Annotated in this window: 24 protein-coding genes; 12 read left to right on the top strand and 12 right to left on the bottom strand. The window is 37.1% G+C overall.

The features are described 5' to 3' along the window. The first annotated feature begins 250 nt into the window (after window positions 1-250). Window positions 251-2,497: a TonB-dependent receptor gene (locus ACFSQP_RS05250; RefSeq protein WP_376892359.1), complete on the top strand. Its 2,247-nt coding sequence runs from the start codon at window positions 251-253 to the stop codon at window positions 2,495-2,497. Between the two features lie 217 nt (window positions 2,498-2,714). Here ACFSQP_RS05250 and ACFSQP_RS05245 read toward each other — a convergent pair whose 3' ends face one another. Further along, window positions 2,715-3,164: a hypothetical protein gene (locus ACFSQP_RS05245; RefSeq protein ID WP_376892358.1), complete on the bottom strand. Its 450-nt coding sequence runs from the start codon at window positions 3,162-3,164 to the stop codon at window positions 2,715-2,717. A 264-nt stretch (window positions 3,165-3,428) separates the two neighbouring features. Between ACFSQP_RS05245 and greA the strand changes: the two genes are divergently transcribed. Further along, window positions 3,429-3,902 carry a transcription elongation factor GreA gene (gene greA, locus ACFSQP_RS05240; protein WP_376892357.1) on the top strand — a complete coding sequence of 158 codons (474 nt, stop codon included), beginning with the start codon at window positions 3,429-3,431 and terminating at the stop codon, window positions 3,900-3,902. Between the two features lie 106 nt (window positions 3,903-4,008). Beyond that, the gene (locus ACFSQP_RS05235; RefSeq protein ID WP_376892355.1) at window positions 4,009-4,398 is read left to right on the top strand and encodes an HIT family protein; all 390 of its coding nucleotides are present in this window, start codon (window positions 4,009-4,011) and stop codon (window positions 4,396-4,398) included. On the opposite strand, the gene ACFSQP_RS05230 is transcribed toward ACFSQP_RS05235, so the two are convergent. Then, window positions 4,393-4,746 carry a hypothetical protein gene (locus ACFSQP_RS05230; protein WP_376892354.1) on the bottom strand — a complete coding sequence of 118 codons (354 nt, stop codon included), beginning with the start codon at window positions 4,744-4,746 and terminating at the stop codon, window positions 4,393-4,395. The genes ACFSQP_RS05235 and ACFSQP_RS05230 overlap by 6 nt on opposite strands. A 3-nt stretch (window positions 4,747-4,749) precedes the next feature. Then, window positions 4,750-5,919, bottom strand: coding sequence for a sensor histidine kinase (locus ACFSQP_RS05225; protein WP_376892353.1), 1,170 nt, complete (start codon window positions 5,917-5,919; stop codon window positions 4,750-4,752). A gap of 120 nt (window positions 5,920-6,039) precedes the next feature. Between ACFSQP_RS05225 and ACFSQP_RS05220 the strand changes: the two genes are divergently transcribed. From ACFSQP_RS05220 to aat, 3 genes are all read left to right on the top strand, one after another. Next, the gene (locus ACFSQP_RS05220) at window positions 6,040-6,909 is read left to right on the top strand and encodes a flavin reductase family protein (protein WP_376892352.1); all 870 of its coding nucleotides are present in this window, start codon (window positions 6,040-6,042) and stop codon (window positions 6,907-6,909) included. Window positions 6,910-6,928: 19 nt separating this feature from the next. Next, complete coding sequence (locus ACFSQP_RS05215) at window positions 6,929-7,306, top strand: DUF3127 domain-containing protein (RefSeq protein ID WP_376892350.1); 378 nt, start codon at window positions 6,929-6,931, stop codon at window positions 7,304-7,306. Between the two features lie 98 nt (window positions 7,307-7,404). Further along, on the top strand, window positions 7,405-8,031 hold the full coding sequence (aat, locus tag ACFSQP_RS05210) for a leucyl/phenylalanyl-tRNA--protein transferase (RefSeq protein ID WP_376892349.1): 627 nt from the start codon (window positions 7,405-7,407) through the stop codon (window positions 8,029-8,031). Between the two features lie 53 nt (window positions 8,032-8,084). On the opposite strand, the gene ACFSQP_RS05205 is transcribed toward aat, so the two are convergent. Beyond that, window positions 8,085-8,651: a DNA-3-methyladenine glycosylase I gene (locus tag ACFSQP_RS05205; RefSeq protein ID WP_376892348.1), complete on the bottom strand. Its 567-nt coding sequence runs from the start codon at window positions 8,649-8,651 to the stop codon at window positions 8,085-8,087. A 164-nt stretch (window positions 8,652-8,815) separates the two neighbouring features. On the opposite strand from ACFSQP_RS05205, the gene ACFSQP_RS05200 reads away from it, so the two are divergent. Next, a complete protein-coding gene (locus tag ACFSQP_RS05200; protein ID WP_376892346.1) occupies window positions 8,816-9,436 on the top strand; it encodes a thioredoxin family protein in 621 nt (206 codons plus the stop codon). On the opposite strand, the gene ACFSQP_RS05195 is transcribed toward ACFSQP_RS05200, so the two are convergent. The 5 genes from ACFSQP_RS05195 to ACFSQP_RS05175 all read right to left on the bottom strand — a co-directional run bounded on the left by ACFSQP_RS05195 (window position 9,433) and on the right by ACFSQP_RS05175 (window position 13,026). Then, window positions 9,433-10,158, bottom strand: a complete 726-nt coding sequence (locus tag ACFSQP_RS05195; protein ID WP_376892345.1) for an energy transducer TonB family protein — start codon at window positions 10,156-10,158, stop codon at window positions 9,433-9,435. The two genes, ACFSQP_RS05200 and ACFSQP_RS05195, sit on opposite strands and share 4 nt — an antisense overlap. A 53-nt stretch (window positions 10,159-10,211) precedes the next feature. Then, window positions 10,212-10,907: a tRNA pseudouridine(55) synthase TruB gene (gene truB / locus ACFSQP_RS05190; protein WP_376892343.1), complete on the bottom strand. Its 696-nt coding sequence runs from the start codon at window positions 10,905-10,907 to the stop codon at window positions 10,212-10,214. 1 nt (window position 10,908) lies between these two features. Then, on the bottom strand, window positions 10,909-11,703 hold the full coding sequence (locus ACFSQP_RS05185) for an undecaprenyl-diphosphate phosphatase (RefSeq protein WP_376892341.1): 795 nt from the start codon (window positions 11,701-11,703) through the stop codon (window positions 10,909-10,911). A 56-nt stretch (window positions 11,704-11,759) separates the two neighbouring features. Beyond that, window positions 11,760-12,014, bottom strand: coding sequence for a DUF3098 domain-containing protein (locus tag ACFSQP_RS05180; RefSeq protein WP_376892339.1), 255 nt, complete (start codon window positions 12,012-12,014; stop codon window positions 11,760-11,762). Between the two features lie 133 nt (window positions 12,015-12,147). Continuing rightward, window positions 12,148-13,026, bottom strand: a complete 879-nt coding sequence (locus ACFSQP_RS05175; RefSeq protein ID WP_376892338.1) for a cell division protein FtsX — start codon at window positions 13,024-13,026, stop codon at window positions 12,148-12,150. A 202-nt stretch (window positions 13,027-13,228) separates the two neighbouring features. Here ACFSQP_RS05175 and ACFSQP_RS05170 point away from each other — a divergent pair, with 202 nt between their 5' ends. Together ACFSQP_RS05170 and ACFSQP_RS05165 are read left to right on the top strand one after the other, a co-directional pair. Continuing rightward, window positions 13,229-16,234, top strand: a complete 3,006-nt coding sequence (locus tag ACFSQP_RS05170) for a leucine--tRNA ligase (RefSeq protein WP_376892336.1) — start codon at window positions 13,229-13,231, stop codon at window positions 16,232-16,234. Between the two features lie 158 nt (window positions 16,235-16,392). Next, a complete protein-coding gene (locus ACFSQP_RS05165; RefSeq protein WP_376892335.1) occupies window positions 16,393-17,088 on the top strand; it encodes a zinc metallopeptidase in 696 nt (231 codons plus the stop codon). Between the two features lie 143 nt (window positions 17,089-17,231). Here the strand turns inward: ACFSQP_RS05165 and ACFSQP_RS05160 are convergent, their stop codons facing one another. Continuing rightward, on the bottom strand, window positions 17,232-18,596 hold the full coding sequence (locus ACFSQP_RS05160; RefSeq protein WP_376892333.1) for a saccharopine dehydrogenase family protein: 1,365 nt from the start codon (window positions 18,594-18,596) through the stop codon (window positions 17,232-17,234). Window positions 18,597-18,674: 78 nt separating this feature from the next. On the opposite strand from ACFSQP_RS05160, the gene ACFSQP_RS05155 reads away from it, so the two are divergent. Together ACFSQP_RS05155 and pckA are read left to right on the top strand one after the other, a co-directional pair. Continuing rightward, entirely contained in the window at window positions 18,675-19,085 is a 411-nt protein-coding gene (locus ACFSQP_RS05155; RefSeq protein ID WP_376892331.1) for a DUF423 domain-containing protein, read from the top strand. 45 nt (window positions 19,086-19,130) lie between these two features. After that, on the top strand, window positions 19,131-20,747 hold the full coding sequence (gene pckA, locus ACFSQP_RS05150) for a phosphoenolpyruvate carboxykinase (ATP) (protein ID WP_376892329.1): 1,617 nt from the start codon (window positions 19,131-19,133) through the stop codon (window positions 20,745-20,747). A 194-nt stretch (window positions 20,748-20,941) separates the two neighbouring features. Here the strand turns inward: pckA and ACFSQP_RS05145 are convergent, their stop codons facing one another. Next, window positions 20,942-21,691 (bottom strand): uroporphyrinogen-III synthase, encoded by a 750-nt coding sequence (locus ACFSQP_RS05145; RefSeq protein ID WP_376892327.1) that lies wholly within the window; start codon window positions 21,689-21,691, stop codon window positions 20,942-20,944. Between the two features lie 24 nt (window positions 21,692-21,715). Continuing rightward, window positions 21,716-22,363: a DUF4271 domain-containing protein gene (locus ACFSQP_RS05140; protein WP_376892325.1), complete on the bottom strand. Its 648-nt coding sequence runs from the start codon at window positions 22,361-22,363 to the stop codon at window positions 21,716-21,718. Between the two features lie 107 nt (window positions 22,364-22,470). Between ACFSQP_RS05140 and ACFSQP_RS05135 the strand changes: the two genes are divergently transcribed. Next, on the top strand, window positions 22,471-23,196 hold the full coding sequence (locus ACFSQP_RS05135) for a polyprenol monophosphomannose synthase (protein ID WP_376892323.1): 726 nt from the start codon (window positions 22,471-22,473) through the stop codon (window positions 23,194-23,196). Window position 23,197: the final 1 nt, after the last annotated feature.

The raw sequence follows: 23,197 nt of genomic DNA, 5'->3' as shown, positions 1-23,197 counted from the left end.
AAACTGTAAATCTGCAAAAAATTGTACCAATTACATTTTTTTAATGAATAAGGCTGCGTATCTTTGCGGCGTTCTCATAAAGGGGTGCCTAAAAACGGCTGAGATCATACCCATTGAACCTAGAACAGGTAATGCTGTTTAGGAAAAACAATGACAATGTCATGTTGCATGTATGGAAATACAGCAACAAAAAAATCAATTTTTTAATCGGAATAATGACCTCTTTTTATTCGCTAAATTTATTTATCGGATGAAATTTTTATTCAAAAAAAAGTCAGTTTGTGGCTGGCAGCACTATCAAAAAGTAGGCTTGTTTACTATTTTTTTAACCACATCTGTTGGTGTGTTTTCGCAAGAAAAACCTCAAGACTCCACACAATTAGAAACACTGGACGAAGTGCTTGTTCGTTCGGTTAGGGTAAAGGCCGACTCGCCCATTACACATTCAAACCTAACCAAAGAAGCTATTGAGGCCCGTAACTTGGGACAGGATATTCCTATATTACTTAACTATTTGCCCTCTGTTGTTACTACCTCGGATGCAGGAGCAGGGGTAGGCTATACCGGAATTAGGGTGCGAGGCATTAATGCCCAGTCTACCAATGTAACTATAAATGGTATTCCGTACAATGATGCCGAATCATTGGGTACTTTCTGGGTAAATTTAAACGACTTTGCCTCTTCCATTGAAAGTTTGCAGCTACAGCGTGGTGTGGGTACCTCTACCAACGGATCAGGAGCGTTTGGCGCCAGTATTAATGTGCTTACCGATGCCGTTTCAGAACAGGCTTATGCAGAATTAGCCAATTCCTTTGGTAGCTATAACACCCGTAAACATACCTTAAAGTTTAGTACAGGCTTGTTACAAGACAAAATTGAATTTGCTGGCCGCTTTTCCAACATTAAATCGGATGGCTATATAGATAGAGCAACATCCGACTTAAAATCTTATTTCTTGCAAGGAAGCTATAAAACAGCCAATACGCTTATAAAGGCTATTACTTTTTCAGGAAAAGAAATAACCTACCAATCATGGAACGGTTTGGAGGATTTAGAAAAATTGAAAAACGACCGAACTTATAATACGGCAGGCCAATATACAGACGAAAATGGCACCATTAGGTTCTACGAAAATGAAGTAGACAATTACCAGCAAGATCATTACCAATTGCACTGGAACCAACGTTTTAATAATGTGTGGTCTACCAATATGGCTCTAAATTACACAGCAGGGCGAGGTTATTTTGAGCAATATAAAGAAGATGCCGATTTTGCCGATTACGGCTTAAATCCAATTACAATTGGTGGCGAAACCATTACAGAAACCGACTTGGTGCGCAGACGTTGGTTGGACAACGACTTTTATGTTATAAATGCCAATGCTAACTATAAAAATAATAATGTGGATGTTAATTTTGGTGGGTCTTATAGCTATTACGACGGCAGCCATTTTGGCGAAATTATTTGGGCACAATTTGCCAGCAATAGTAGGAACACCGATAGATATTACGACAATACAGGCCTAAAAACCGATATTAATTTTTTTGGAAAAGGAACCTTTAAACTCAATGAAAAATTAAGTTTGTTTGCCGATTTACAATTACGCTTGGTAGATTATGAAGTAAACGGCTTAAATTCAGATAGAGCCTTGTTTCAAGTTAACGAGAACTACACGTTTTTTAATCCGAAAGCAGGCTTAAATTATAGGTTAAATACAGCAAATAGCTTATATGTTTCCTATGCACGTGCTAACAGAGAACCGAGTCGAGACGACTTTGAAAATAATACCAAGGTAAAACCAGAACAGCTAAACGATTTTGAATTGGGTTGGCGTCATGACAATAAAACCTTTCGCTTTAACGCCAATATGTATTACATGCTTTATAACGAGCAGTTGGTTTTAACCGGAAATATAGACCAATCTGGAAATCCAATCCGAACTAACAGTGGCGAGAGTTATCGTTTGGGTGTCGAGCTGGAAGCAGCTGTTCAAATAGCTAAAAAGTGGCGCGTACAACCAAGTGTAACCTGGAGCTCCAATAAAAATAAGGAAACTATTACAGAATTTAATGGTAGTTTGGTGAATTTTGGTAAAACAGCTATTTCTTTCTCTCCAGAATGGATTGCGTCCAATGCCTTAACCTTTCAGCCAAACAATAATTTACAACTAACACTTTTAAGTAAGTATGTTGGCGATCAGTTTATGAGTAATACAGAGGCCGAAGCGTCAAAATTGGATAGCTATTTTATTAACGACTTAAGCCTTAATTACGAACTATTATTTCACAGCAATGAAGACTCTAAACCGTTTTTGAAATCTATTTTGTTTTCAGGTTTAGTAAACAACCTATTTAATGTAAAATACGTATCCAACGGATATTACTATACCTATGACGATACTTGGTCCAATCCAGGACAAGTAGCTTCTATAGAGGGTGCCGGTTTTTACCCTCAAGCTACTACTAATTTTTTAATAGGGATGACCCTGAAGTTCTAAAGGTATAAAAAAATTGGTTCCACATGGTTTTAACACCATAATATGCCTTTCAGCAGTAATAGATGACTAAAAAAAAAGACTAATTACATTTTTTAATTAGTCTTTTTTTATGGGTTTGGATTAAAGAGCAGGTGCCTAACCCTTTTGCCTTTTGGCTGTGCTATTTTATTAAAAGTCTGTATCACCAATGAACTTTACGGGTGTTTTAAAGTAGCTTCTAATTATTATACACCCGAATAATATTCCCTGTTTTTTCAACAAAATAACGCTTTAAGCCATATTGCCCAATGGTACCTTCTTGTGGTTGTCCTGTTAAAATATCGTATGAATTGGCATTGCTACACGAGCAGGTAGCAATAACCCCCGTAACGGTTAGTTTGGAGCAATCGCGTAGAATATGATTAGGGTCGGATAGTTCAAAAGCATTGTAGTTATTGCCTCCTGCGTAAAAAACAACTACACCGTTTATACCATAGTTGTTGTTTAACACTACATAGTTGTTTGGAAACTCCAAATCGCTGTACTGTGGTAAGTTGGTATTAATTAACGAACCAGTATCAAAAGCGTAATTAGGTAGGTATTCATTTTGCCTAATTACATTGTCGTCGTTATTACTGCAGGACAAGGTAATAAAAACAACTAAAACGAGTAAAAATGGGTATTTCATTGCGTTTAAAATTAGCTTGCAAGGTACAACAAAAGTGCTAAATAGGCATTTATTACCTCTAATTTATAAGATTGGTTAGGTTTTTTAGTTGTTTTTTAAGCCGTGCTTTACCAAAGTATTAACAGCTTTCAAACAGATAAAAATCAAAAAAAATATGTAACTTTGTAAGTATCTCGTGAAAGCGGGATTTTTTTATGCTGAGCAAATTTCAACCAGATACGAAATTTGTTTTCAGCATCTTTTATTATTATAAACCATGAAGTTATGAGTAAAACATCTTATTACACACCTGAAGGATTAAAGAAGTTACGCGACGAATTGCGCCAATTAAAAGATGTGGAACGGTCCAAAGCATCGCAGGCTATTGCAGAAGCTCGAGATAAAGGGGATTTAAGTGAAAATGCAGAATACGATGCCGCAAAGGAAGCTCAAGGAATGCTGGAAATGAAAATTGCTAAATTAGAAGCTATTTTAGCCGGTGCACGCGTAATTGATGAGTCGCAATTAGATACTTCCAAGGTTTTGGTGCTATCCAAAGTACGTATTAAAAACGATACAAACGGTATGGAAATGACCTATACTTTGGTGGCCGATGGTGAAGCGGATTTAGCCTCGGGCAAAATTTCGGTTAATTCGCCAATAGGAAAAGGATTGTTAGGCAAATCGGTTGGCGATATAGCCGAAGTCCAGGTTCCAAACGGCACCATGAAATTTCATATTTTGGAAATTACTAGATAAGGAAGGTGCTGGGTTTTTAAATAGCAGCTTCAAAAACAACAATAATTACTTAAAAAGATTCTCATAAAACGGGAATCTTTTTATATTTACAAGAAGTTTTATACCTATGGCAACACTATTCACACAAATAATAAACGGCAAATTACCTTGCTATAAAATTGCAGAAACCGATAAGTATTTTGCTTTTTTAGATATTAATCCAAACGCTAAAGGGCATACCTTATGCATACCAAAGGAAGCGGTGGACAATCTGTTTCATTTGGACGAAACTACCTACCATGGTCTCATGGCTTTTTCAAGGCAAATTGCCATTGCTATTCAAAAAGCCATACCGTGTAAACGCGTGGGGATGACAGTTATTGGTTTGGAAGTGCCGCATGCACATGTGCATTTAATTCCTTTAAACACTATGGAAGATGCCCGCTTTTTAAATAAAGAAAAATTAACTGACGCAGATTTTAAAGCCATAGCAGCAGCCATACAGGCTCATTTATAATTGCATAAATACTACGGTGGCCACTATGGCTACTGCTATTATGCCTAAAAGTAAGCCTATTGCTATCCAGGCTATTTTTTTTAATTTAACCGACGGTTTTTTAGGTTTGAATGCACGTTGGTGGTACTCAAAAACACGGTCAATGTCGTCCGTCCAAGTTACCGGATAAATAATATTGTTACAAGTTTTACAAAAAAGTTCGTGAGCCGTTGCGGTGGTTAACGATTTGTAAAAAGTAGTTTCTACAAACTTTTGTTTAAACGTAAAATGCAAACCATTGGCGCTATAGCACTCCGGGCAATTATTATTAATGGCAACTTCTTTTATTGTAATAAATTTTGGGTCCATACATTAACTTGTTTTAAACACAATTTGCATCCGCGTACCTTTATCTAACTCGGAGTCAAGTACATAAATTTTACCGTTATGAAATTCTTCAACTATTCGTTTAGCCAAGGACAAACCTAATCCCCAACCACGTTTTTTAGTTGTAAATCCGGGTTCGAATATACGTTTAAATTGATTTCTAGGAAGCCCTTTACCGCTATCTGAAATGGTTATTTTTACATTGTCTTCCAATTGCGAAATTGCAATAAGTAAGGTGCCTCTGCCACGCATGGCATCTATGGCGTTTTTAACTAAATTTTCAATGGTCCAACTGTAAAGTTGTTTGTTTAAAGGTACATATATTGGTTGCGCGGGTACATCAATTTTAAATTCAATTAATTTGGAGGCCCGTGCTTTTAAATAATCGAAAGATTCTACCGTTTCGGCAACTATATCTGCTTTTTCTAATTTAGGTAACGAACCTATTTTACTAAAGCGTTCAGTAATGGTTTGTAGTCGGCTAATGTCCTTTTCTATTTCTGTTATATAATCCGGGTTTACATGTTCGGTTTTCAGAATTTCTGTCCACCCAATTAAGGACGACAACGGCGTGCCAATTTGGTGCGCCGTTTCTTTTGCCATTCCAGACCAAAGTTTATTTTGTGCAGCGGTTTTGGTGCTTCGGTAAAAAAAATAGGCTACCGCACCAAATAAAATAATAATAAGCAACAGCGCCAAGGGGTAGTATTTTAGTTTGGTAATTAATGGCGAATTACCATAATACAAATAACCATCATGAACTTTTTTGTTTGTTTCGGGGTCTATATACGACAATTCAATGGGCTTATTCTCCGCAGCCAAATTAGCAATAAGTTGTTGGGAGTTTTTTGGGTTTTTAAGCCACTTGTCTTCAATATTATTTGTTAAACCAATATTTCCTTTGGCATCTACCACCACAATTTGGTTGTCGTTCTGACTTATTAAAACACGAGAAACCATGGGGTTTACATCGTCGTCCAACATATTTTTTTGAAATTCGGTTTGTGCAAAAGCCCAAATATCCATTTTTTGGCGTTGTTCTTCTTTAAAATATTGAAAAAACACAAATGTATTCCACAGTATTAATGTTATAATTACAAAGCTGGCAGCAACAATGATGTAACGTGTGGCATTTTGGTATTTATAGAACAGCATAATGTGGTTTTAAAATTAAATATAATGGAATTCTGTTAATAATATTGTGCCAGATGATATCCAAATCGTTTTTAGTTCGTTACTAGATTAATTACATTTGTGCAAAATAATAAAGTTTCCATGATTTCATATGAACCTAACCAATTATCTACAGGCAAGTTACACAGCTATTTATTAAGTGCTGTGGCGCCAAGGCCTATTGCATTTGCCAGTACTATGGATGCTAATGGGAAGCCTAATTTATCGCCTTTTAGTTTTTTTAATGTTTTTAGTGCCAATCCGCCGGTACTTATTTTTTCGCCTGCACGCCGGGTGCGCAATAATACAACTAAACATACCTTGGAAAATGTTTTAGTAACTAAGGAAGTGGTTATAAATGTTGTAAGCTTCGATATGGTGCACCAAATGTCCTTAAGTAGTTCCGATTATCCTGCGGGTGTAAACGAGTTTGAAAAAGCAGGTTTTAGTATGTTGAAATCCGATAAGGTAAAACCTTTTCGGGTGGCCGAATCGCCGGTGCAATTTGAGTGTCGGGTTACAGATGTTATGCAATTAGGTACCGAAGGTGGTGCGGGTAATTTAGTAATTTGCGAGGTGCTTAAATTTTATATAGACAAAAATATTTTAGACGCTGATGGGCAAATAGATCAGCATAAATTAGATTTGGTTGCGCGAGCAGGAGGCAGTTATTACAGCCGTGCTAAAAATGGGTTTTTTGAAATTCCAAAGCCATTGTCTACACTAGGAATGGGCGTAGATAGCTTGCCAGATCATGTAAAAAATAGTATGATTTTAACAGGAAACGATTTGGGTATGCTGGCAAACGTAGAAGCCTTACCTAATCCAGAAGAGGTTCAGGCGTTTATAAATACATTAGGCCAAAACTATCCAAACATAAAAACCGCCTCACATAGAGAAAAACATAAATTAGCACAAAATTATTTGAGTTTTGGCGATATAATGAGTGCTTGGAAAATATTATTAGCATAACACAGAAAATTAATTTACAATGGAAGTACAAGGAAGAATTAAACTAATTGGAGATACCCAAACGTTTGGCGCCAATGGTTTTAGAAAAAGAGAGCTAGTTGTTACAACAGAAGAGCAGTATCCACAACATATTATGGTCGAGTTTGTTCAAGATAAAACAGATTTATTAAATAATTTTCAAGTTGGACAGCAGGTTAAAATTAGTATTAATTTACGTGGCCGCGAATGGGTAAATCCGCAAGGCGAAACCAAATATTTTAATTCCATTCAAGGATGGCGCATTGAAGGTATTGCAGCTGGTGCTTCTAACCCAGAAATGCCACCTGTGCCACCAGCACAAGCTTTTGAGCCTGCAAACGATTTAAATGAAGACGATAACGACGATTTACCATTTTAAACGGTAACAACCAGTTTGTATATAAAACCTCAATATTTACATGTTGAGGTTTTTATGTTTTTAGCCATTTAAAAAGCGTTTTTAAGGAATTTAGTTTTATGCATATTTTAGGTTCAGAAATCTGGTTTCCACCGGTAAGTCAAGCTAAAGAGGATGGGTTGCTGGCTATTGGTGGCGATTTATTGGTGCCACGATTACTACTGGCCTACCAGTCTGGTATTTTTCCTTGGTTTGAAGTTGGTCAACCTATTATGTGGTGGTCGCCAAATCCGCGTTTTGTGCTGTTTCCAGAAAACTTAAAAGTGTCTAAAAGTATGAAACAGGTATTGCGAAATGCTCATTTTACTGTTTCTATTAATCAAGATTTTAATCAAGTTATTACCGAATGCGCTATTGCCAAGCGAAGCGGTCAAGCAGGAACATGGATTACCAATGGTATGATAACTGCTTATAACAATTTGCACAAAGCGGGTTATGCAAAATCTGTTGAGGTTTGGCAAGCGGGTAACTTGGTGGGTGGCTTGAATGGTGTCGATTTAGGTAATGGCGTTTTTTGTGGCGAAAGCATGTTTGCTAAAGTTAGCAATGCCAGTAAGGTGGCATTAATTACTTTTATACAAAACACCAATTATAAACTTATAGATTGCCAGGTGTATACCAACCATCTGGAACGTTTAGGTGCAGAAGCTATTTCGCGTGAAGCGTTTTTAAACTTTTTAAAATAACCCTTACACCTATATGGTATGCACACTTGTTAAATTAACTTCTCAACGCTCATTTAACTTAAATCTGTATACCTAAAACAACTAATTTCATGGTCGTTTATTAATCCGGTTGCCTGCAAAAAGGCGTATATAACGGTGCTTCCAACAAATTTAAAACCACGTTTTTTTAAATCCTTGCTAACGGCGTCAGATAGGTCCGAAGTACTTGGCGCATCTTTGTAGCTTTTAATGCTAGTTACTAGGGGTTTTCCATCAACAAAATTCCAAATATAATTGCTAAAACTCCCAAATTCTGCTTGGACATTCATAAATAATTTAGCGTTGGTAATGGCCGCTTTAATTTTTAGCTTATTTCTAACAATACCTGAATTTTGCAGCAAACTGTCAATTTTAGTCTGTTGGTATTGGGCTATGTCTTGGTAGTTAAAATTGCTAAATGCAGCTTTAAAATTTTCACGTTTCTTTAGTATGGTAATCCAACTTAACCCTGCCTGAAAAGTTTCTAATAATAGAAATTCAAAAAAAACAGCGTCATCGTAAACAGGGACGCCCCATTCACGATCGTGATAAGCTTCGTAGTCAGGATCACCTAAACACCAGGCGCATTTTTGTTGTGTCATAAACGATTATTGGTTTTGTAAGTTTTCAACTTAAATATAGACATACTTACTGATATTAATCATAATAAACATCCAAAAAGCCTTATATTTTTGGACTATGTAATAAGGGTTACACTGTTTTGTTTTAAAACTGCCTACCTTTGAAATATATTAATAATTAAACCATGGAAACAGTAAACGATACAAGCATTTTAAATATTATTGAAACAAGCTTAAAAACCAGCTATACTTACGAAAATTATCGGAAATTAGTGCAAGAATTGGTTGCCGCTAACAGTACAACAGGTGCCGATAAATCTGCCGATATGGCCAATTACACGCTGTTAAACGACAAGCGTATGAAACGCTGGGATAAAACCATAAAAGTTACAGACGATGCGGTTTTACGCGTGGCCAAATTTAAAAAACCGGTTACCTGGATTGTTATTACGGAAAGTTGGTGTGGCGATGCTGCTCATGTGGTGCCTGCCATTGCAAAACTTGCAGAAAAATCGGATAAAATTACTTTGAAAGTTGTTTTAAGAGATACCAATGATATGTTAATGAATCAGTTTTTAACAAATGGCGGAAAATCCATTCCAAAATTAATCATGATGGATACCGAAACAGGCGCTATTTTGGATACTTTTGGACCAAGACCTGCTGGAGCCACCAAGTTGGTTGCCGATTTTAAGGCTAAACATGGCAAAATTACACCTGAAATTAAAGAAGATTTACAAGCTTGGTACAACAAAGATAAAGGCCAAAGTACCATTGCAGATTTGTTAAATATGCTAGGTGTTTAATGTTTCCCTTCGAAATAAAAAGTGATGCTACCAATTTGATTTTTTTGCGCGCTAATAGCATTAAAACGTGCAGATTTGGCGTAAGCTAGCGCGTGTTCTTGCAAGCATTTATTCTTGCTAGATGCAGCGGTATTTACTATTGGATTTATAACTGTGCCTAAATTAGTTACCGTTATTGTTATAATAACCTGTCCGCTGGTTTCACACAAATAAGCGGGTGTTGGTAAATGTATATGGGTTCGGTTGCGTAGGGCGTAAGTTACATTGCTTTGTGTATTGGCCTTTTGTGCTTGAGTTAAACTTTGTTGCTCATGTAGCAAGGCATTTGCTATTTGGTAAGCGTTTAAATCACTTTCTAAAATGTGGCTATCTTGTATTGGTGCCTTGTTGTTGGCATTTTTTTGTGCTTCGGTATATTTTTCTTTTGTAAACACATAGTCCTTTGGTGGTGCAATGGGTTGAAAAGCTGGCGCAAATTGTGATGATTTTTGCATTTCGTTAAAAGCCTTATTGGTTTTGTTTGGCTTTAAATTTGTATTTTTTTGAATATTTGTTTTTTCGGATTCTAAATGGGGTTCTGTTTCTGGTTCTATAACGTAGTAACTTGTGGCTAATTGTTTGGTAATGGGTGTAATTTTAAATGAAAATAGCAGGGCCATTACCACTATTGCAATGGAGCCCGATAATATTCCAGCCTTATAGGAGTCCGAAATACGCCGCATGTAAGAAGTGTTTTTTATTAAAGATACGTTTGTAATAGATACGTATAAAACAACTATTTGGTTTTTAGGCTGTTTATAAAATCTTCAGGCAATAGGGCGTCGTTTACATGGAAGTCGCCAATTTTAGTACGTCGCAAAACAGACAAGTGTGCGCCAGATTGTAAAGCTTTTCCAAAGTCGTTAGCCAGCGAACGAATATAGGTGCCCTTGCTACAAACCACCCTAAATTGAACCTCTAAACCAGTTACTTTGGTTATTTCGAATTCAGAAATATGTACGGTTCTTGGTTTTATTTCAACAGATTCGCCAGCTCTAGCAAATTCGTAAAGGCGTTTTCCTTCTTTTTTTATTGCCGAAAAAACAGGCGGTAACTGTTCAATAGCTCCTATAAATTGTTTGGTGGTTTCCAGAATGCTTTGTTCGGTAATATGTTTGGTAGGAAATGTGGCATTAATGTCGGTTTCCAAATCGTAGGAAGGCGTGGTGCTACCTAAAACAATGGTGCCGGTATATTCTTTATCTTGTCCTTGGTAGGTGTTTATTTGCTTGGTCATTTTACCCGTGCAAATAACAAGCAAACCCGTTGCAAGCGGATCTAAAGTGCCGGCATGGCCAACTTTAATTTTTTTAATATTTAGGGCATGTTTAATTTCCCAGCGCAGCTTATTAACCGCTTGAAAAGATGTCCAGTGTAAGGGTTTATCTATTAATAAAACTTGGCCGGTTTGGAAGTCTTCCGCGGTTTTCATGTTATGTGTTTAGGGTGTAAATTATAGCAATAATACCAACAATGGCACAATACACGGAGAAATAAGAAAGTTTACTTTTTTTAACCAAGCTTATCATCCATGTACAAGCAAAAAGACCTGCAACAAATGCGGCTATAAAACCAACACTAAGGTAGGTAAAATTAGAGGCTTCGTATGTTAAATCGCCACTTAAAAGGTCTTTAGCTATTTTTCCAAAAATAAGCGGAACAACCATTAAGAATGAAAATCGGGCCGCTCGGGTTTTGTCGTTTCCTAAAAGCACAGAAGTAGAAATGGTTGCTCCAGAACGCGAAATTCCAGGAAGCATGGCAATAGCTTGCGCAATACCAATAATAAAAGCATTTTTAAAACTCACTTTTTTGTGCGTGTCTTTGGCTTTGTCTGCTAAAAATAATAAGCCAGCAGTTACCAGCAACATGCACCCTACTAATAGCAGGTTGCCACCAAAAAGACTCTCTAGTTGCGCTTCAAAAAACAGGCCAATAAGTACCGCAGGAACCATGGATAAGGCAATTTTTGAAACAAATTGTAAATCCTCGTTCCATTCAAACTTTAAAACACCTTTTACAATAAGCCAAATATCTTTTCTAAAAACCACCATGGTACTTAAGGCAGTAGCAAAGTGCAGAACTACCGTAAATAAAAGACTTTCTTTTGGAATAGAGTGGTCGCCTAAAAGGGCTTTTCCTATTTCTAAATGGCCACTAGAGGATACCGGTAAAAACTCGGTAAGTCCTTGAATAATGCCGAGTATAACAGCATCGGTAACAGTCATGAATAACAGGTGTTTAGTTTTAAAGAATAGCTATTTTAAACTAGCAAAAAGCGCTTTTATTTTTTATGAGGATTTAATAAAATGGCATAAATTTCTATGGCAAAGCCCAGTAGAACTAATGTAGGTGCTAGCCTAATACGGCGCCAATGAAAAATAGCATCACTAAATACATTAGGATCATCGCTACCGCCACCAGACATTAATAAAAAGCCAATGCCAATAAATGCCAGGCCAATAAGCATGAAAGTATAGTTTTTCTTTCCGAAAATAAATTCGGTTTGTGCTTCATTTTTTCGTTTTTGTTCGCCCATAATACGGTGTTAATCTGTGCTACTTGTCGTGCTGTTTAATACTTGAAAAAGCCATATAGCTGGTTGCAAAGTACGTGTTTTATTTAAAATAATGGCGTTAACAATTTCTAAATTTACTTTTAAAAGAATCCATTTAATAATAAAGTTGGTCTGTTTTTAAATTTAAAAAACGCTGTGTGGCTATAAAAGTACTTATCCAGGTAATAATAATTCCTAAAACAAAAATACCAATAAATAAAAGCCCTAAATGTATCTGGTTGTTCAACAATTCTAATTCAGGAAAGGTTTGGTTAACATAATATAACACCACGGCCATGCCAATCATGGCTAGTAGGGCACCAATTACGCCTAACCTAACGCTTTTCCAGACAAAAGGCCGTCTAATAAATTGTTTAGTAGCTCCAACCATTTGCATGGTTTTAATTGTAAAACGTTTGGAATAAACCGATAACCGAATGGAACTATTTATTAAAATAACAGCAATAAGGGTAAACAAGCCACTTATTACAAGCACCCAAAAACTAATTTTTTTAACATTCTCGTTCATTAAATTAACAAGGTCGTTATCGTAGCGTACTTCATCTACAAAACTTTTTGCAAGGGCTTCGTCTGCTATTTGCTCCAGTTGTTCGGCGTTTACAAAGTCTGCTTTTACATATACATCAATGGAATTTTGCAAAGGGTTGTATCCTAAAAATGCCATAAAGTCCTCGCCGTTTTCAGCTTTCATGGATTCGGCGGCCTCCTCTTTGGAAACAAACTCGGTGTATTTTACGTAAGCAGACATGGCCAAACTTTTCTCTAGTTGCTTTGTTTCAACCTCTTTAGCTGAGTCTTTCAGGTAAATGGTAACTACCACTTGCTCTTTAAAATGATCTGAAACCTTTTTAGCGTTTAAAACCAGCATGCCAAGTAAGCCTAGCAAAAACAAAACCAGGCCAATACTTAAAACCACAGAAAAATAAGACGATATTAATCGGCGTTTTTGGTACTTTTCAAAAGATGAGCTCATAAATACTACGCATTAGTGTGGTAAAAATATAAAAGAAAACCAATTCCATACGGATTACAACGTTTAAACTTTCAACATTGTTATAATAAGTTTAAATTTGCGGCTTTAAAATGGGTGTTTTACTTTAAATAAGGGCAATACAGCCAAGGGAAACGCTTTCCCGTTTTAATAAAAAATGTTTTTTTACCAAAAATAACATCATATGCAATACGATTTTACCGAAATAGAAGCCAAGTGGCAAAAGTATTGGTCTGAAAACCAAACTTTTAAAGCAGAAAATAAATCCGATAAACCCAAATATTATGTGCTAGATATGTTTCCTTACCCAAGTGGTGCCGGTTTACACGTTGGGCATCCTTTAGGTTATATTGCTTCGGATATTTATGCGCGCTACAAAAGGCACAAGGGGTTTAATGTTTTGCATCCGCAAGGCTATGATAGTTTTGGTTTACCTGCCGAGCAGTACGCCATACAAACAGGGCAGCACCCGGCTATTACTACCGAACAAAATATTAAAACCTACCGGCAACAGTTGGATCAAATTGGCTTTTCATTCGATTGGAGTCGCGAGGTGCGCACTTCGGATCCAAATTATTATAAATGGACCCAGTGGATTTTTATACAATTATTTAACTCTTGGTACTGCAAACATGGCAATAAAGCCTATCCAATAGCCGATTTGGAAGCTGTTTTTGCAGCAGAAGGGAACGCATCCGTAGAGGCGGTTTGCGACGATGAAGCACCTATTTTTTCAGCACAAACATGGCGCGATTTTTCTTCCGAAAAGAAACAGGAAATTTTATTGCATTACCGCTTGGCCTATTTAGCAGAAACAGAGGTAAACTGGTGTCCGGCGCTTGGAACCGTTTTAGCCAACGACGAGATTGTAAACGGCCTTTCGGAACGCGGTGGCCATCCGGTTATTAGAAAAAAAATGACCCAATGGTCTATGCGTATTTCTGCCTATGCAGACCGCTTGTTAACAGATTTAGAAACAATAGACTGGACCGATGCCCTAAAAGAAAGTCAGCGTAATTGGATAGGGAAATCCGTTGGCGCCTCTGTGTCTTTTCAAATAGCTGGTTCAGATAGTTTAATTAACGTCTTTACAACGCGCCCAGATACCATTTATGGTGTTTCTTTTTTAACTTTAGCACCAGAGCACGACCTGGTTTTACAAATAACCACAGATACCCAAAAAGAAGAAGTGGCAGCCTACATTGAAAAATCTGCTAAACGAAGTGAGCGCGATAGAATGGCCGATGTAAAAACCATAACAGGTGTGTTTACAGGTGCATACGCAAAACATCCCTTTACTCAAAAACTACTACCTATTTGGATTGGCGATTACGTGTTGGCGGGCTACGGAACAGGAGCTGTTATGTCTGTACCATGTGGCGATTCTCGCGATTTTGCCTTTGCCAAACATTTTAATTTGCCTATTCCTAATATATTTGAAGGGGTAGATGTTTCTGAAGAAGCTTTTACAGATAAAACCAATACCATTATTGCTAATTCCGATTTTTTAAATGGCCTAACTGGAGCCGAAGCTTCTAAACGCGCTATTGCTGAATTAGAAAAGATAAAACAAGGAAAAGGAAAAACCAATTACCGCTTGCGCGATGCAGTTTTCTCAAGACAACGCTATTGGGGCGAACCCTTTCCAGTTTATTACAAAAATGGCATGCCTCAAATGATTCCTGAAAATCAGTTGCCTATTCGCCTACCTGAAGTTGAAAAATATTTACCAACCGAAACTGGCGAACCCCCACTGGGCCGTGCCGATGTTTGGGCTTGGGATTCTAAAAATTTAAAAGTTGTAAATAACAGTCTTATAGACCATGAAACCGTTTTTCCTCTGGAATTAAATACCATGCCAGGTTGGGCAGGTAGCTCTTGGTATTTTTTCCGGTATATGGATGCGCACAACAACACCCATTTTGCTAGTAAAGAAGCCTTACAGTATTGGGAAAATGTAGATTTGTATATTGGTGGTAGCGAGCATGCTACAGGACACCTTCTGTACGCACGTTTTTGGGTGAAATTCATGAAAGACAGAGGTTTTGTTAACGTAAGTGAGCCCTTTAAAAAACTTATAAATCAGGGTATGATTTTAGGCACTAGTGCCTTTGTATACCGTTTAAGTTATATGTTTGAAAACCCGGAAGAGGATCAAGCGCTTGGCTCCAAGTTGTTGCCAAAACTGAAAAATATTTATGTTTCTCATTCAGCGTTTATTAGTAAGGGTACCTTAAATGCCGATAAAGCGGCCTTGAAAACACTAAAAACGACTCTTGCCAAAATTGCAGGCTTGCCAGATGCCACAACCTTAAAAAACCTGATTGTGGTGCCCATGCCCATTCATGTAAAAGTACAATATGTAAATGCCTCCGATGAGTTGGATATTGAAGGCCTAAAAACCGATGGCGAATTTGGCGAGGACTTTAAAAACGCCATTTTTATTGGAGAAAACGGTACGATTATTACAGGGAATAACGATGTGTATAAAGTAGGTAGAGAGGTTGAAAAAATGTCTAAATCTAAATACAACGTGGTTAATCCAGATAGTATTTGTGCGGAGTACGGAGCAGATAGTTTGCGTTTATACGAAATGTTTTTAGGACCCCTAGAACAATATAAGCCGTGGAATACTGCGGGTATTACTGGAGTTCACGGATTTCTTAAAAAATTATGGAAATTATATGTTGGTACCAATGGCGTAAAAGCAACCAACGCGGCCCCAAGTAAGGAGGAACTAAAAGTGCTTCATAAAACCATAAAAAAAGTTGCCGAGGATATTGAAAGTTTTTCATTCAACACCTCTGTATCTACCTTTATGATTGCCGTAAATGAGTTAACAGCCTTAAAGTGTAGTAGCCGAGAAATTTTAGAACCCTTACTGGTTTTAATAGCACCTTATGCACCGCACATAGCAGAGGAGCTTTGGGAGCAGCTAGGTAATAAAACCAGTATTACAACGGCGGCATTTCCTGATTTTAATGAATCGTATATAACAGAAAGTACTAAAAATTACCCAATATCTTTTAACGGGAAAATGCGCTTTACTTTAGAGCTTCCGTTGGACATGGATAAAGATGCCATTGAAAAAGCGGTAATGACACATGAAAAAACAATTGCTCAATTGGCTGGACGCTCACCAAAAAAAGTAATTGTTGTTCCGGGTAAAATTGTGAATATAGTTGGGTAATACTAAAAGTAAATAAGGTTATAATTTTAAAGAGTTTCGTAAGTAGCGAAACTCTTTTTTTAGGAATTATGTGTGTGTAAACTGACAAAATTTCTTAACTAAAATTTGGCTTGTTTTTTGCTATTTATGAATTAAATTTACAACGTAAAAAAATAAAAATGATAGGATATTATATTTTAATTGGAGCCATTGCTCTAGTAAGCTGGGCAGTTAGTAGTCAGTTGAAAAGTAAGTTTAAAAAGTATTCGCAAGTTCACTTAAGAAACGGCATGAGTGGAAAGGAAATTGCCGAAAAAATGTTAGCAGATAATGGGATATACGATGTAGCCGTTATTTCAACTCCTGGGCAACTAACGGATCATTACAATCCAAAAAATAAAACCGTTAATTTAAGCGAAAGTGTTTACAACCAACGAAATGCAGCAGCAGCAGCAGTGGCAGCACACGAATGTGGTCATGCCGTACAGCACGCGCAAGCCTACGAGTGGTTAACCATGCGTTCCAAATTGGTACCTGTAGTAAGTGTCTCGTCTGGTATGTCTCAGTGGTTAATTATTGGTGGTCTTATTTTAGGAGGAGCAGCTGGTGTTGGTTTGGGCTGGTATGTAGCTGTTGCCGGTGTTATTATGATGGGGCTGGCAACCATTTTCAGCTTTGTAACCCTGCCGGTTGAGTACGATGCTAGTAACCGTGCTTTAGCTTGGCTAGAAAACAAACACATGGTAACACGCGAAGAACACGCCGCCGCAGAGGATGCCCTAAAATGGGCCGCAAGAACGTATTTGGTGGCAGCCATTGGTGCTCTAGCCTCACTATTGTATTGGGCTATTCAAGTGTTTGGTGCGCGTGAGTAGTTTAGTGGCGCGCTGCTAAAAAGAAACTAAAAGTATTTGGAAATAGTATAAAACCAAAACCCACAAAAAAACCAGTATCCTATAGTAGCGATACTGGTTTTTTTATGAGTTCTATGTACAAACTGGTATATAAAAAGCTGTTTTTATAGGTTTAATGGGTTGTAACCTAAATACGGTACTTCCTTTTCGGTAAAGGCAATGCCATAGTTTTCCAATTCTTCTAAAATAGGTTTATAAACTTCTTTGGTTATAGGAATTTGTACACCTGGTGTGGTAATCTTTTTATTTAAAATAGCCAACGTTGCCATGGCTACTGGTAAGCCCACGGTTTTAGACATGGCTGTGTAAGTTTGGTCTTCACCAATAGTAACCATGGTAGAGTCTATTTGGTGCTTGGCGCCATTTAACTCGTAGCCAAATTTATGGTACATAACAATCATATCTTTGTCGTTGGCATCCAAGGACCAGCTATCCATTAGTATTTTCTGAAGAATTTGCGCCGGAGTTGCTTTTTTAAGCGCTACAAATTTTTGATTACTAAAAAGGTCTAATTCTACAAACTTATCCCAAATGGTATCGTCCTGGTCTATTTTTAACGCATGTCTAAATTTTAGTTCAACGGAATCTGTTGGGCTATAAGGTAGAAAAGCGTTTACAAAATCGCGGTAGCTCATATTTTCGCTATCGTCAATGGTGTAGCTATCGTCTGTCATGCCTAGCTGTACAAACATATTCCAGGCGCGGCTAAAACCTACACGGCGCATGGTGCCGCGGTATAACGTTTTGGCATGGTCTAAACCGTAAACCGATTGGTATTTTAAGGAATCGCGATTGGCGTAACCTTCAAAGCGTCCAAAACCGTCTACATCCAAAAATTCTGTTCGTCTGAACAGGCGGTTGTAAGGAATATATTTATAGGTGCCTTCTTGCAAAAATTTAGCGGCACCTCCTTGTCCGGCTACAACCACATTGCGTGGGTTCCATGTAAATTTATAATTCCATAAATTAGTGTCGCTTTCGGGTGCTACTAAACCACCTGTAAACGATTCAAAAAGAATAATTTTACCACCAGCATCTCTAATGTTGTCTATAACATTCATGGCGCTCATGTGGTCAATACCCGGGTCTACACCAATTTCGTTCATAAAAACAAGTCCTTTTTCGCAAACGGCATCGTGCAGGGCTTGCATCTCGTCGCTAACATAGGATGCGGTAACCATGTTTTTATTAAAAGTAATACAATCTTTTGCTACTTCAATATGAAAGCGCGCTGGAAGCATAGAAACAACAATGTCGCAGTTTTTTATGGCATTTTCTCGAGACGTTTTGTCGAAAACATCTAGTTTAATTGCCTGGGCATTTTTATGATTTCCAAGGTGCTTTTTGGCATTTTCTTCATCTAAATCGCCTACAATTAACTGAAGTTTTTCGGCTTCAGATTTTTCTAATAAGTATTTAATAAGGTACGATGCGGATTTTCCAGCACCGATTAGTAATATCTTTCGCATAATGGATTATGTTGAGTATTTTTGTAGTCACGAAAGTAAGAAATACTGCGTGGTTTAAAAACTCAAACACCAATTAATATGGATAGAAAAATGTTAAGTTTAGGCGCTTTTTTAGGTGTAACGTCGGTTATTTTAGGTGCGTTTGGAGCCCATGGTCTTAAAGAATTAGTTTTAAATGAGCAACTTGTAAGTTTTGAAACAGGCGTGCGATACCAAATGTATCACGCTTTGTTTTTATTGGTGTTAGGAAGTACCAAAATTGTATCGGATAAAACAAAACAGGCTATTTTTTATCTTGTGCTTTTTGGCGTTCTATTCTTTTCTGGTTCTATTTACGGATTAGCTACAAATAATTTAACCGCTTTCAATTTTAAAACCGTGGCATTTATAACGCCTGTAGGAGGCTTATTATTAATTATTTCATGGGCCTTGCTTTTGGTAAACTTTTTGAAAAACAAGACGGATATTTCTAAAAATTTAGGTGCATAGGTTAAAATAATGTTTAATTTTGTAGAATAAACAACACAAAATATTATGATAGATCATACTCAAGCATCGGAGACCATTTCATTGGAAAACTATGGAATAAAAAATGCTAAAGTTCATTATCAATTATCATCAGACCAGTTACACAACATTACTATTAAAAAGGGTCAGGGTGTAGAGGCCGCATCGGGTGCGCTTGCCGTTAATACAGGTGAATTTACAGGCAGATCGCCAAAAGATCGTTTTATAGTTAAAGATGCCATAACCGAAAATCGTGTTTGGTGGGGTAATATTAACATTCCATTCGAATCTGATGCCTTCGAAAAACTATACAATAAGGTTACCAATTACTTATCGGAAAAAGAAGTTTTTGTTAGAGACAGCTATGCCTGTGCCGATGATAATTACCGATTAAATATTCGGGTTATTACCGAGTTTCCTTGGAGCAATATGTTTGCCCATAATATGTTTTTAAGGCCAGATCCTTCAGAATTAAAAGACTTTAAACCAGAGTGGACCGTAATTAACGCCCCTGGTTTTATGGCTGTGCCGGATCAAGATGGAACACGCCAGCACAATTTCGCCATTCTAGATTTTACACGAAAAATTGCCTTAATTGGTGGTACAGGTTATACCGGCGAAATTAAAAAAGGAATTTTTTCGGCCTTAAATTTTATCTTGCCTGTATTTAAAAATACCTTGCCTATGCACTGTAGTGCTAATGTAGGTGAAGACGGCGATACAGCTATTTTCTTCGGACTTTCAGGGACAGGAAAAACAACACTTTCAGCCGATCCAAAACGTAAATTAATTGGCGACGACGAGCACGGTTGGACAAACGAAAACACAGTTTTTAACTTTGAAGGTGGTTGTTACGCTAAAGTTATTAATTTATCTGAAGAAAGCGAACCAGATATTTTCAAGGCCATAAAGCCGGGCGCTATTCTGGAAAACGTAATTATGGATAAAGACGGAAATGTGGATTTTGAAGATACCTCCATTACCCAAAATACGCGTGTAAGTTACCCTATTTATCATATAGATAACATTCAAGTACCTTCTATTGGTAAAAACCCAAAAAATATTTTCTTTCTAACAGCCGATGCCTTTGGTGTATTGCCTCCAATTTCCAAGTTAACACCTGGCCAAGCAGCGTATCATTTCATTTCTGGCTACACAGCTAAAGTGGCTGGTACAGAAGCTGGTATAGATGAGCCATTACCAAGTTTTTCAGCTTGTTTTGGTGCGCCATTTATGCCTTTACACCCAACAAAATATGCTGAAATGTTAAGTAAAAAAATGCAGGAAGCTGGTGTAAGTGTATGGTTGGTAAATACGGGCTGGACCGGTGGTCCTTACGGCGTAGGCTCCCGAATGAAACTTAAATACACACGTGCCATGATAACGGCCGCTATGGATGGTAGTTTGGAAGCCGCCAACAAAGGCGATTACCATACCCATTCTGTATTTGGTGTGCAGCAGCCTCGTGTTTGCCCAAATGTACCCACTGAAGTGTTAAGCCCAAGATCTACTTGGAACAATGACGAGGGTTACTACAAAACAGCTAACAAATTGGCAGAATCGTTTCAAGAAAACTTTAAAAAGTTTGAGGAATACGCCAACGACGAAATTATGGCAGGAGCCCCACGTGTGGTTTCTAAATAATACAATAGGTAGCTACTAAAAATAGCTGGTTTAAGTTACAAATAGGCTTAAGATTCGGGTTACATAACGCGATTTTAAGCCTATTTTTTTTCATAATATTATTGCATGTAAATTAATGTTTAAACCATAAAAAAGCCCAATTAGGTAAATGCTAATTGGGCTTTTATGTGTTGGGCTTTTAGGCCTTATGTAAGTTATTTCTTTTTGTTTACCTCTTTAATATATTTATCCAAAGCCATTGTCATGGATGGTGTTTCGGGCGTTGGTGCGGCAATATCTACACGTAAACCATGCGCTTCAACCGCCTTAATGGTGGTGTTTCCAAAAACGGCAATCCGCGTGTTGTTTTGCTTAAAATCCGGGAAATTATGAAACAACGACTCGATGCCCGACGGACTAAAAAATACGAGAATATCGTAATACACATCGGCTAAATCAGATAAATCGCTAATAACTGTTTTGTAAAATATAGCCTCTTTCCATTGCACGTTTAAAGCATTTAAGGTTTCAGGAACCTCTGGCTTCAATTTATCGGTGGTTGGTAGTAAAAACGATTCGCCTTTGTACTTTTTAATAAGCGGCGACAAATCGGCAAACGTTCGTTTACCCACATAAATTTTACGTTTTCTATACACCACATATTTTTGAAGATAATAGGCAACCGCTTCCGATTGGCAGAAATATTTCATGGTATCAGGTACCTTGAAGCGCATTTCGTCTGCCACTCTAAAAAAATGATCAACCGCGTTACGGCTGGTTAAAATGATTGCTGTGTATTTATTTAAATCAACTTTTTGTTGTCTAATTTCTTTTGCGTCAACGCCCTCTACATGAATAAATGGTCTAAAGTCAATTTTTACCTTTTGCTTTTCCTGTAGTTCAAAGTATGGCGAATTTTCTATTTTAGGTTCTGGTTGAGATACTAAAATTGTTTTCACTTTCATAGGCTATTTCTTTATACTGAAACATTATGACCCTATAGCTATTTGGTATAAAATAAAATAGGGTGCGATTTCAAGTGCGCAAAGATACAAAATAAAATAAAATATGTTCTGTTTAATCATATTTTGATATGCTTTAATTGTGGTAAGCAAACCAATAATATGTACCAGTAAAATTAACGCGCAAGTGGCTATAATAGTAAGCTGTGAAATACTTACCGAATATAAAAGCAGGGCATTTATAGGAACAATAAGAAGGCCTAAAAAGTTTTTATAGCTCATTTTTTGAAAAATGTGCGTTCGGATTAAAAAATCGATATCAAAAATAACACCTATAAAACGTTCTGCCAGTAATTTTACTATCAGGAATGCTGTTACCAAGCCTGCTAGATTTAACAAAAATGGTCTGGAAAATTGCGCCGATTGGTTGTAGTACCCATAACAAAGGGAACCAAAAATAGTAACCGAAAAAACAAAGTTTAGGAATAATAAAACATCAAATAAGTTGAAAAATTTTTGCTCCTTGGCATAGATTTTAAGATATTTAGAGTTGCCCAAAACTAAAATGAACTCCTGAAAACGTTTGGTATATAAAACCTTGGTAAGGGCTATAAGTGCCAGCCCTATAACTAGTAATATGGTAAATAAATCGTTTGAAACAACCGTGCGTAACATGCTGTAAAATTATTACAATTTATGCAATGGGTATTCAATATTTAAGCTTTATTTAAAAAAAATTAAATTTTAAATAGTTTACATTTGCCAAAAATAACAAGCAAATAATGATAGACGCGATTGTCATTATCCCTACATTTAACGAAATAGAAAATATTGAAGCCATTTTAAAGGCGGTATTTTCACAGGAAAAAACATTTCATGTTTTGGTGGTAGACGACAACTCGCCAGATTTAACTGCTAATAAGGTAAAGGAGCTTCAAAACATCTATCCAGGACAATTGTTTCTGTTGGAACGCAGTGAAAAAAAAGGGCTAGGCGCTGCTTACGTGGCAGGATTTAAATGGTGTTTAGCACGCGAGTATGCTTATATTTTTGAAATGGATGCCGATTTTTCGCATAATCCCAACGATTTAGTTAGGCTGTACCAAGCGTGCCATAACAATCATGCCGATGTAGCTATAGGTTCGCGCTATGTTACGGGTGTAAACGTGGTAAATTGGCCTATGAGTAGGATTTTGCTATCCTTTTGTGCCTCTAAATACGTTCGTTTAATTACCCGTATGAAAATTCATGACACCACAGCTGGTTTTGTATGTTACAAGCGTCGGGTGCTAGAAGCAATAAATTTAGATCGGATTAAATTTGTGGGTTACGCCTTTCAAATTGAAATGAAATTTAAAGCACACTTAAAAGGCTTTAATATTGTGGAAGTTCCTGTTATTTTTACCGATCGGAAAAAAGGAAAATCTAAAATGAGTGGCGGTATTATTTCCGAAGCCATTTTGGGAGTTATAAGTATGAAAGTAAACAGTTTTTTTAGAAAAAAATAAT

Origin of the sequence: Bizionia sediminis (assembly GCF_042684585.1) — a bacterium.
Lineage (GTDB): Bacteria > Bacteroidota > Bacteroidia > Flavobacteriales > Flavobacteriaceae > Algorimicrobium > Algorimicrobium sediminis.
The sequence above is the reverse complement of the archived record's forward strand: the minus strand, read 5'-3'. Positions and strand labels throughout refer to the sequence as shown.

Excerpts from the sequence above, each read along its gene's own strand:
- ACFSQP_RS05250 (WP_376892359.1), top strand. The coding sequence starts at position 251 with ATGAAATTTTTATTCAAAAAAAAGTCAGTTTGTGGCTGGCAGCACTAT.
- ACFSQP_RS05245 (WP_376892358.1), bottom strand. The coding sequence starts at position 3,164 with ATGAAATACCCATTTTTACTCGTTTTAGTTGTTTTTATTACCTTGTCC.
- greA (WP_376892357.1), top strand. The coding sequence starts at position 3,429 with ATGAGTAAAACATCTTATTACACACCTGAAGGATTAAAGAAGTTACGC.
- ACFSQP_RS05235 (WP_376892355.1), top strand. The coding sequence starts at position 4,009 with ATGGCAACACTATTCACACAAATAATAAACGGCAAATTACCTTGCTAT.
- ACFSQP_RS05230 (WP_376892354.1), bottom strand. The coding sequence starts at position 4,746 with ATGGACCCAAAATTTATTACAATAAAAGAAGTTGCCATTAATAATAAT.
- ACFSQP_RS05225 (WP_376892353.1), bottom strand. The coding sequence starts at position 5,919 with ATGCTGTTCTATAAATACCAAAATGCCACACGTTACATCATTGTTGCT.
- ACFSQP_RS05220 (WP_376892352.1), top strand. The coding sequence starts at position 6,040 with ATGATTTCATATGAACCTAACCAATTATCTACAGGCAAGTTACACAGC.
- ACFSQP_RS05215 (WP_376892350.1), top strand. The coding sequence starts at position 6,929 with ATGGAAGTACAAGGAAGAATTAAACTAATTGGAGATACCCAAACGTTT.
- aat (WP_376892349.1), top strand. The coding sequence starts at position 7,405 with ATGCATATTTTAGGTTCAGAAATCTGGTTTCCACCGGTAAGTCAAGCT.
- ACFSQP_RS05205 (WP_376892348.1), bottom strand. The coding sequence starts at position 8,651 with ATGACACAACAAAAATGCGCCTGGTGTTTAGGTGATCCTGACTACGAA.
- ACFSQP_RS05200 (WP_376892346.1), top strand. The coding sequence starts at position 8,816 with ATGGAAACAGTAAACGATACAAGCATTTTAAATATTATTGAAACAAGC.
- ACFSQP_RS05195 (WP_376892345.1), bottom strand. The coding sequence starts at position 10,158 with ATGCGGCGTATTTCGGACTCCTATAAGGCTGGAATATTATCGGGCTCC.
- truB (WP_376892343.1), bottom strand. The coding sequence starts at position 10,907 with ATGAAAACCGCGGAAGACTTCCAAACCGGCCAAGTTTTATTAATAGAT.
- ACFSQP_RS05185 (WP_376892341.1), bottom strand. The coding sequence starts at position 11,703 with ATGACTGTTACCGATGCTGTTATACTCGGCATTATTCAAGGACTTACC.
- ACFSQP_RS05180 (WP_376892339.1), bottom strand. The coding sequence starts at position 12,014 with ATGGGCGAACAAAAACGAAAAAATGAAGCACAAACCGAATTTATTTTC.
- ACFSQP_RS05175 (WP_376892338.1), bottom strand. The coding sequence starts at position 13,026 with ATGAGCTCATCTTTTGAAAAGTACCAAAAACGCCGATTAATATCGTCT.
- ACFSQP_RS05170 (WP_376892336.1), top strand. The coding sequence starts at position 13,229 with ATGCAATACGATTTTACCGAAATAGAAGCCAAGTGGCAAAAGTATTGG.
- ACFSQP_RS05165 (WP_376892335.1), top strand. The coding sequence starts at position 16,393 with ATGATAGGATATTATATTTTAATTGGAGCCATTGCTCTAGTAAGCTGG.
- ACFSQP_RS05160 (WP_376892333.1), bottom strand. The coding sequence starts at position 18,596 with ATGCGAAAGATATTACTAATCGGTGCTGGAAAATCCGCATCGTACCTT.
- ACFSQP_RS05155 (WP_376892331.1), top strand. The coding sequence starts at position 18,675 with ATGGATAGAAAAATGTTAAGTTTAGGCGCTTTTTTAGGTGTAACGTCG.
- pckA (WP_376892329.1), top strand. The coding sequence starts at position 19,131 with ATGATAGATCATACTCAAGCATCGGAGACCATTTCATTGGAAAACTAT.
- ACFSQP_RS05145 (WP_376892327.1), bottom strand. The coding sequence starts at position 21,691 with ATGAAAGTGAAAACAATTTTAGTATCTCAACCAGAACCTAAAATAGAA.
- ACFSQP_RS05140 (WP_376892325.1), bottom strand. The coding sequence starts at position 22,363 with ATGTTACGCACGGTTGTTTCAAACGATTTATTTACCATATTACTAGTT.
- ACFSQP_RS05135 (WP_376892323.1), top strand. The coding sequence starts at position 22,471 with ATGATAGACGCGATTGTCATTATCCCTACATTTAACGAAATAGAAAAT.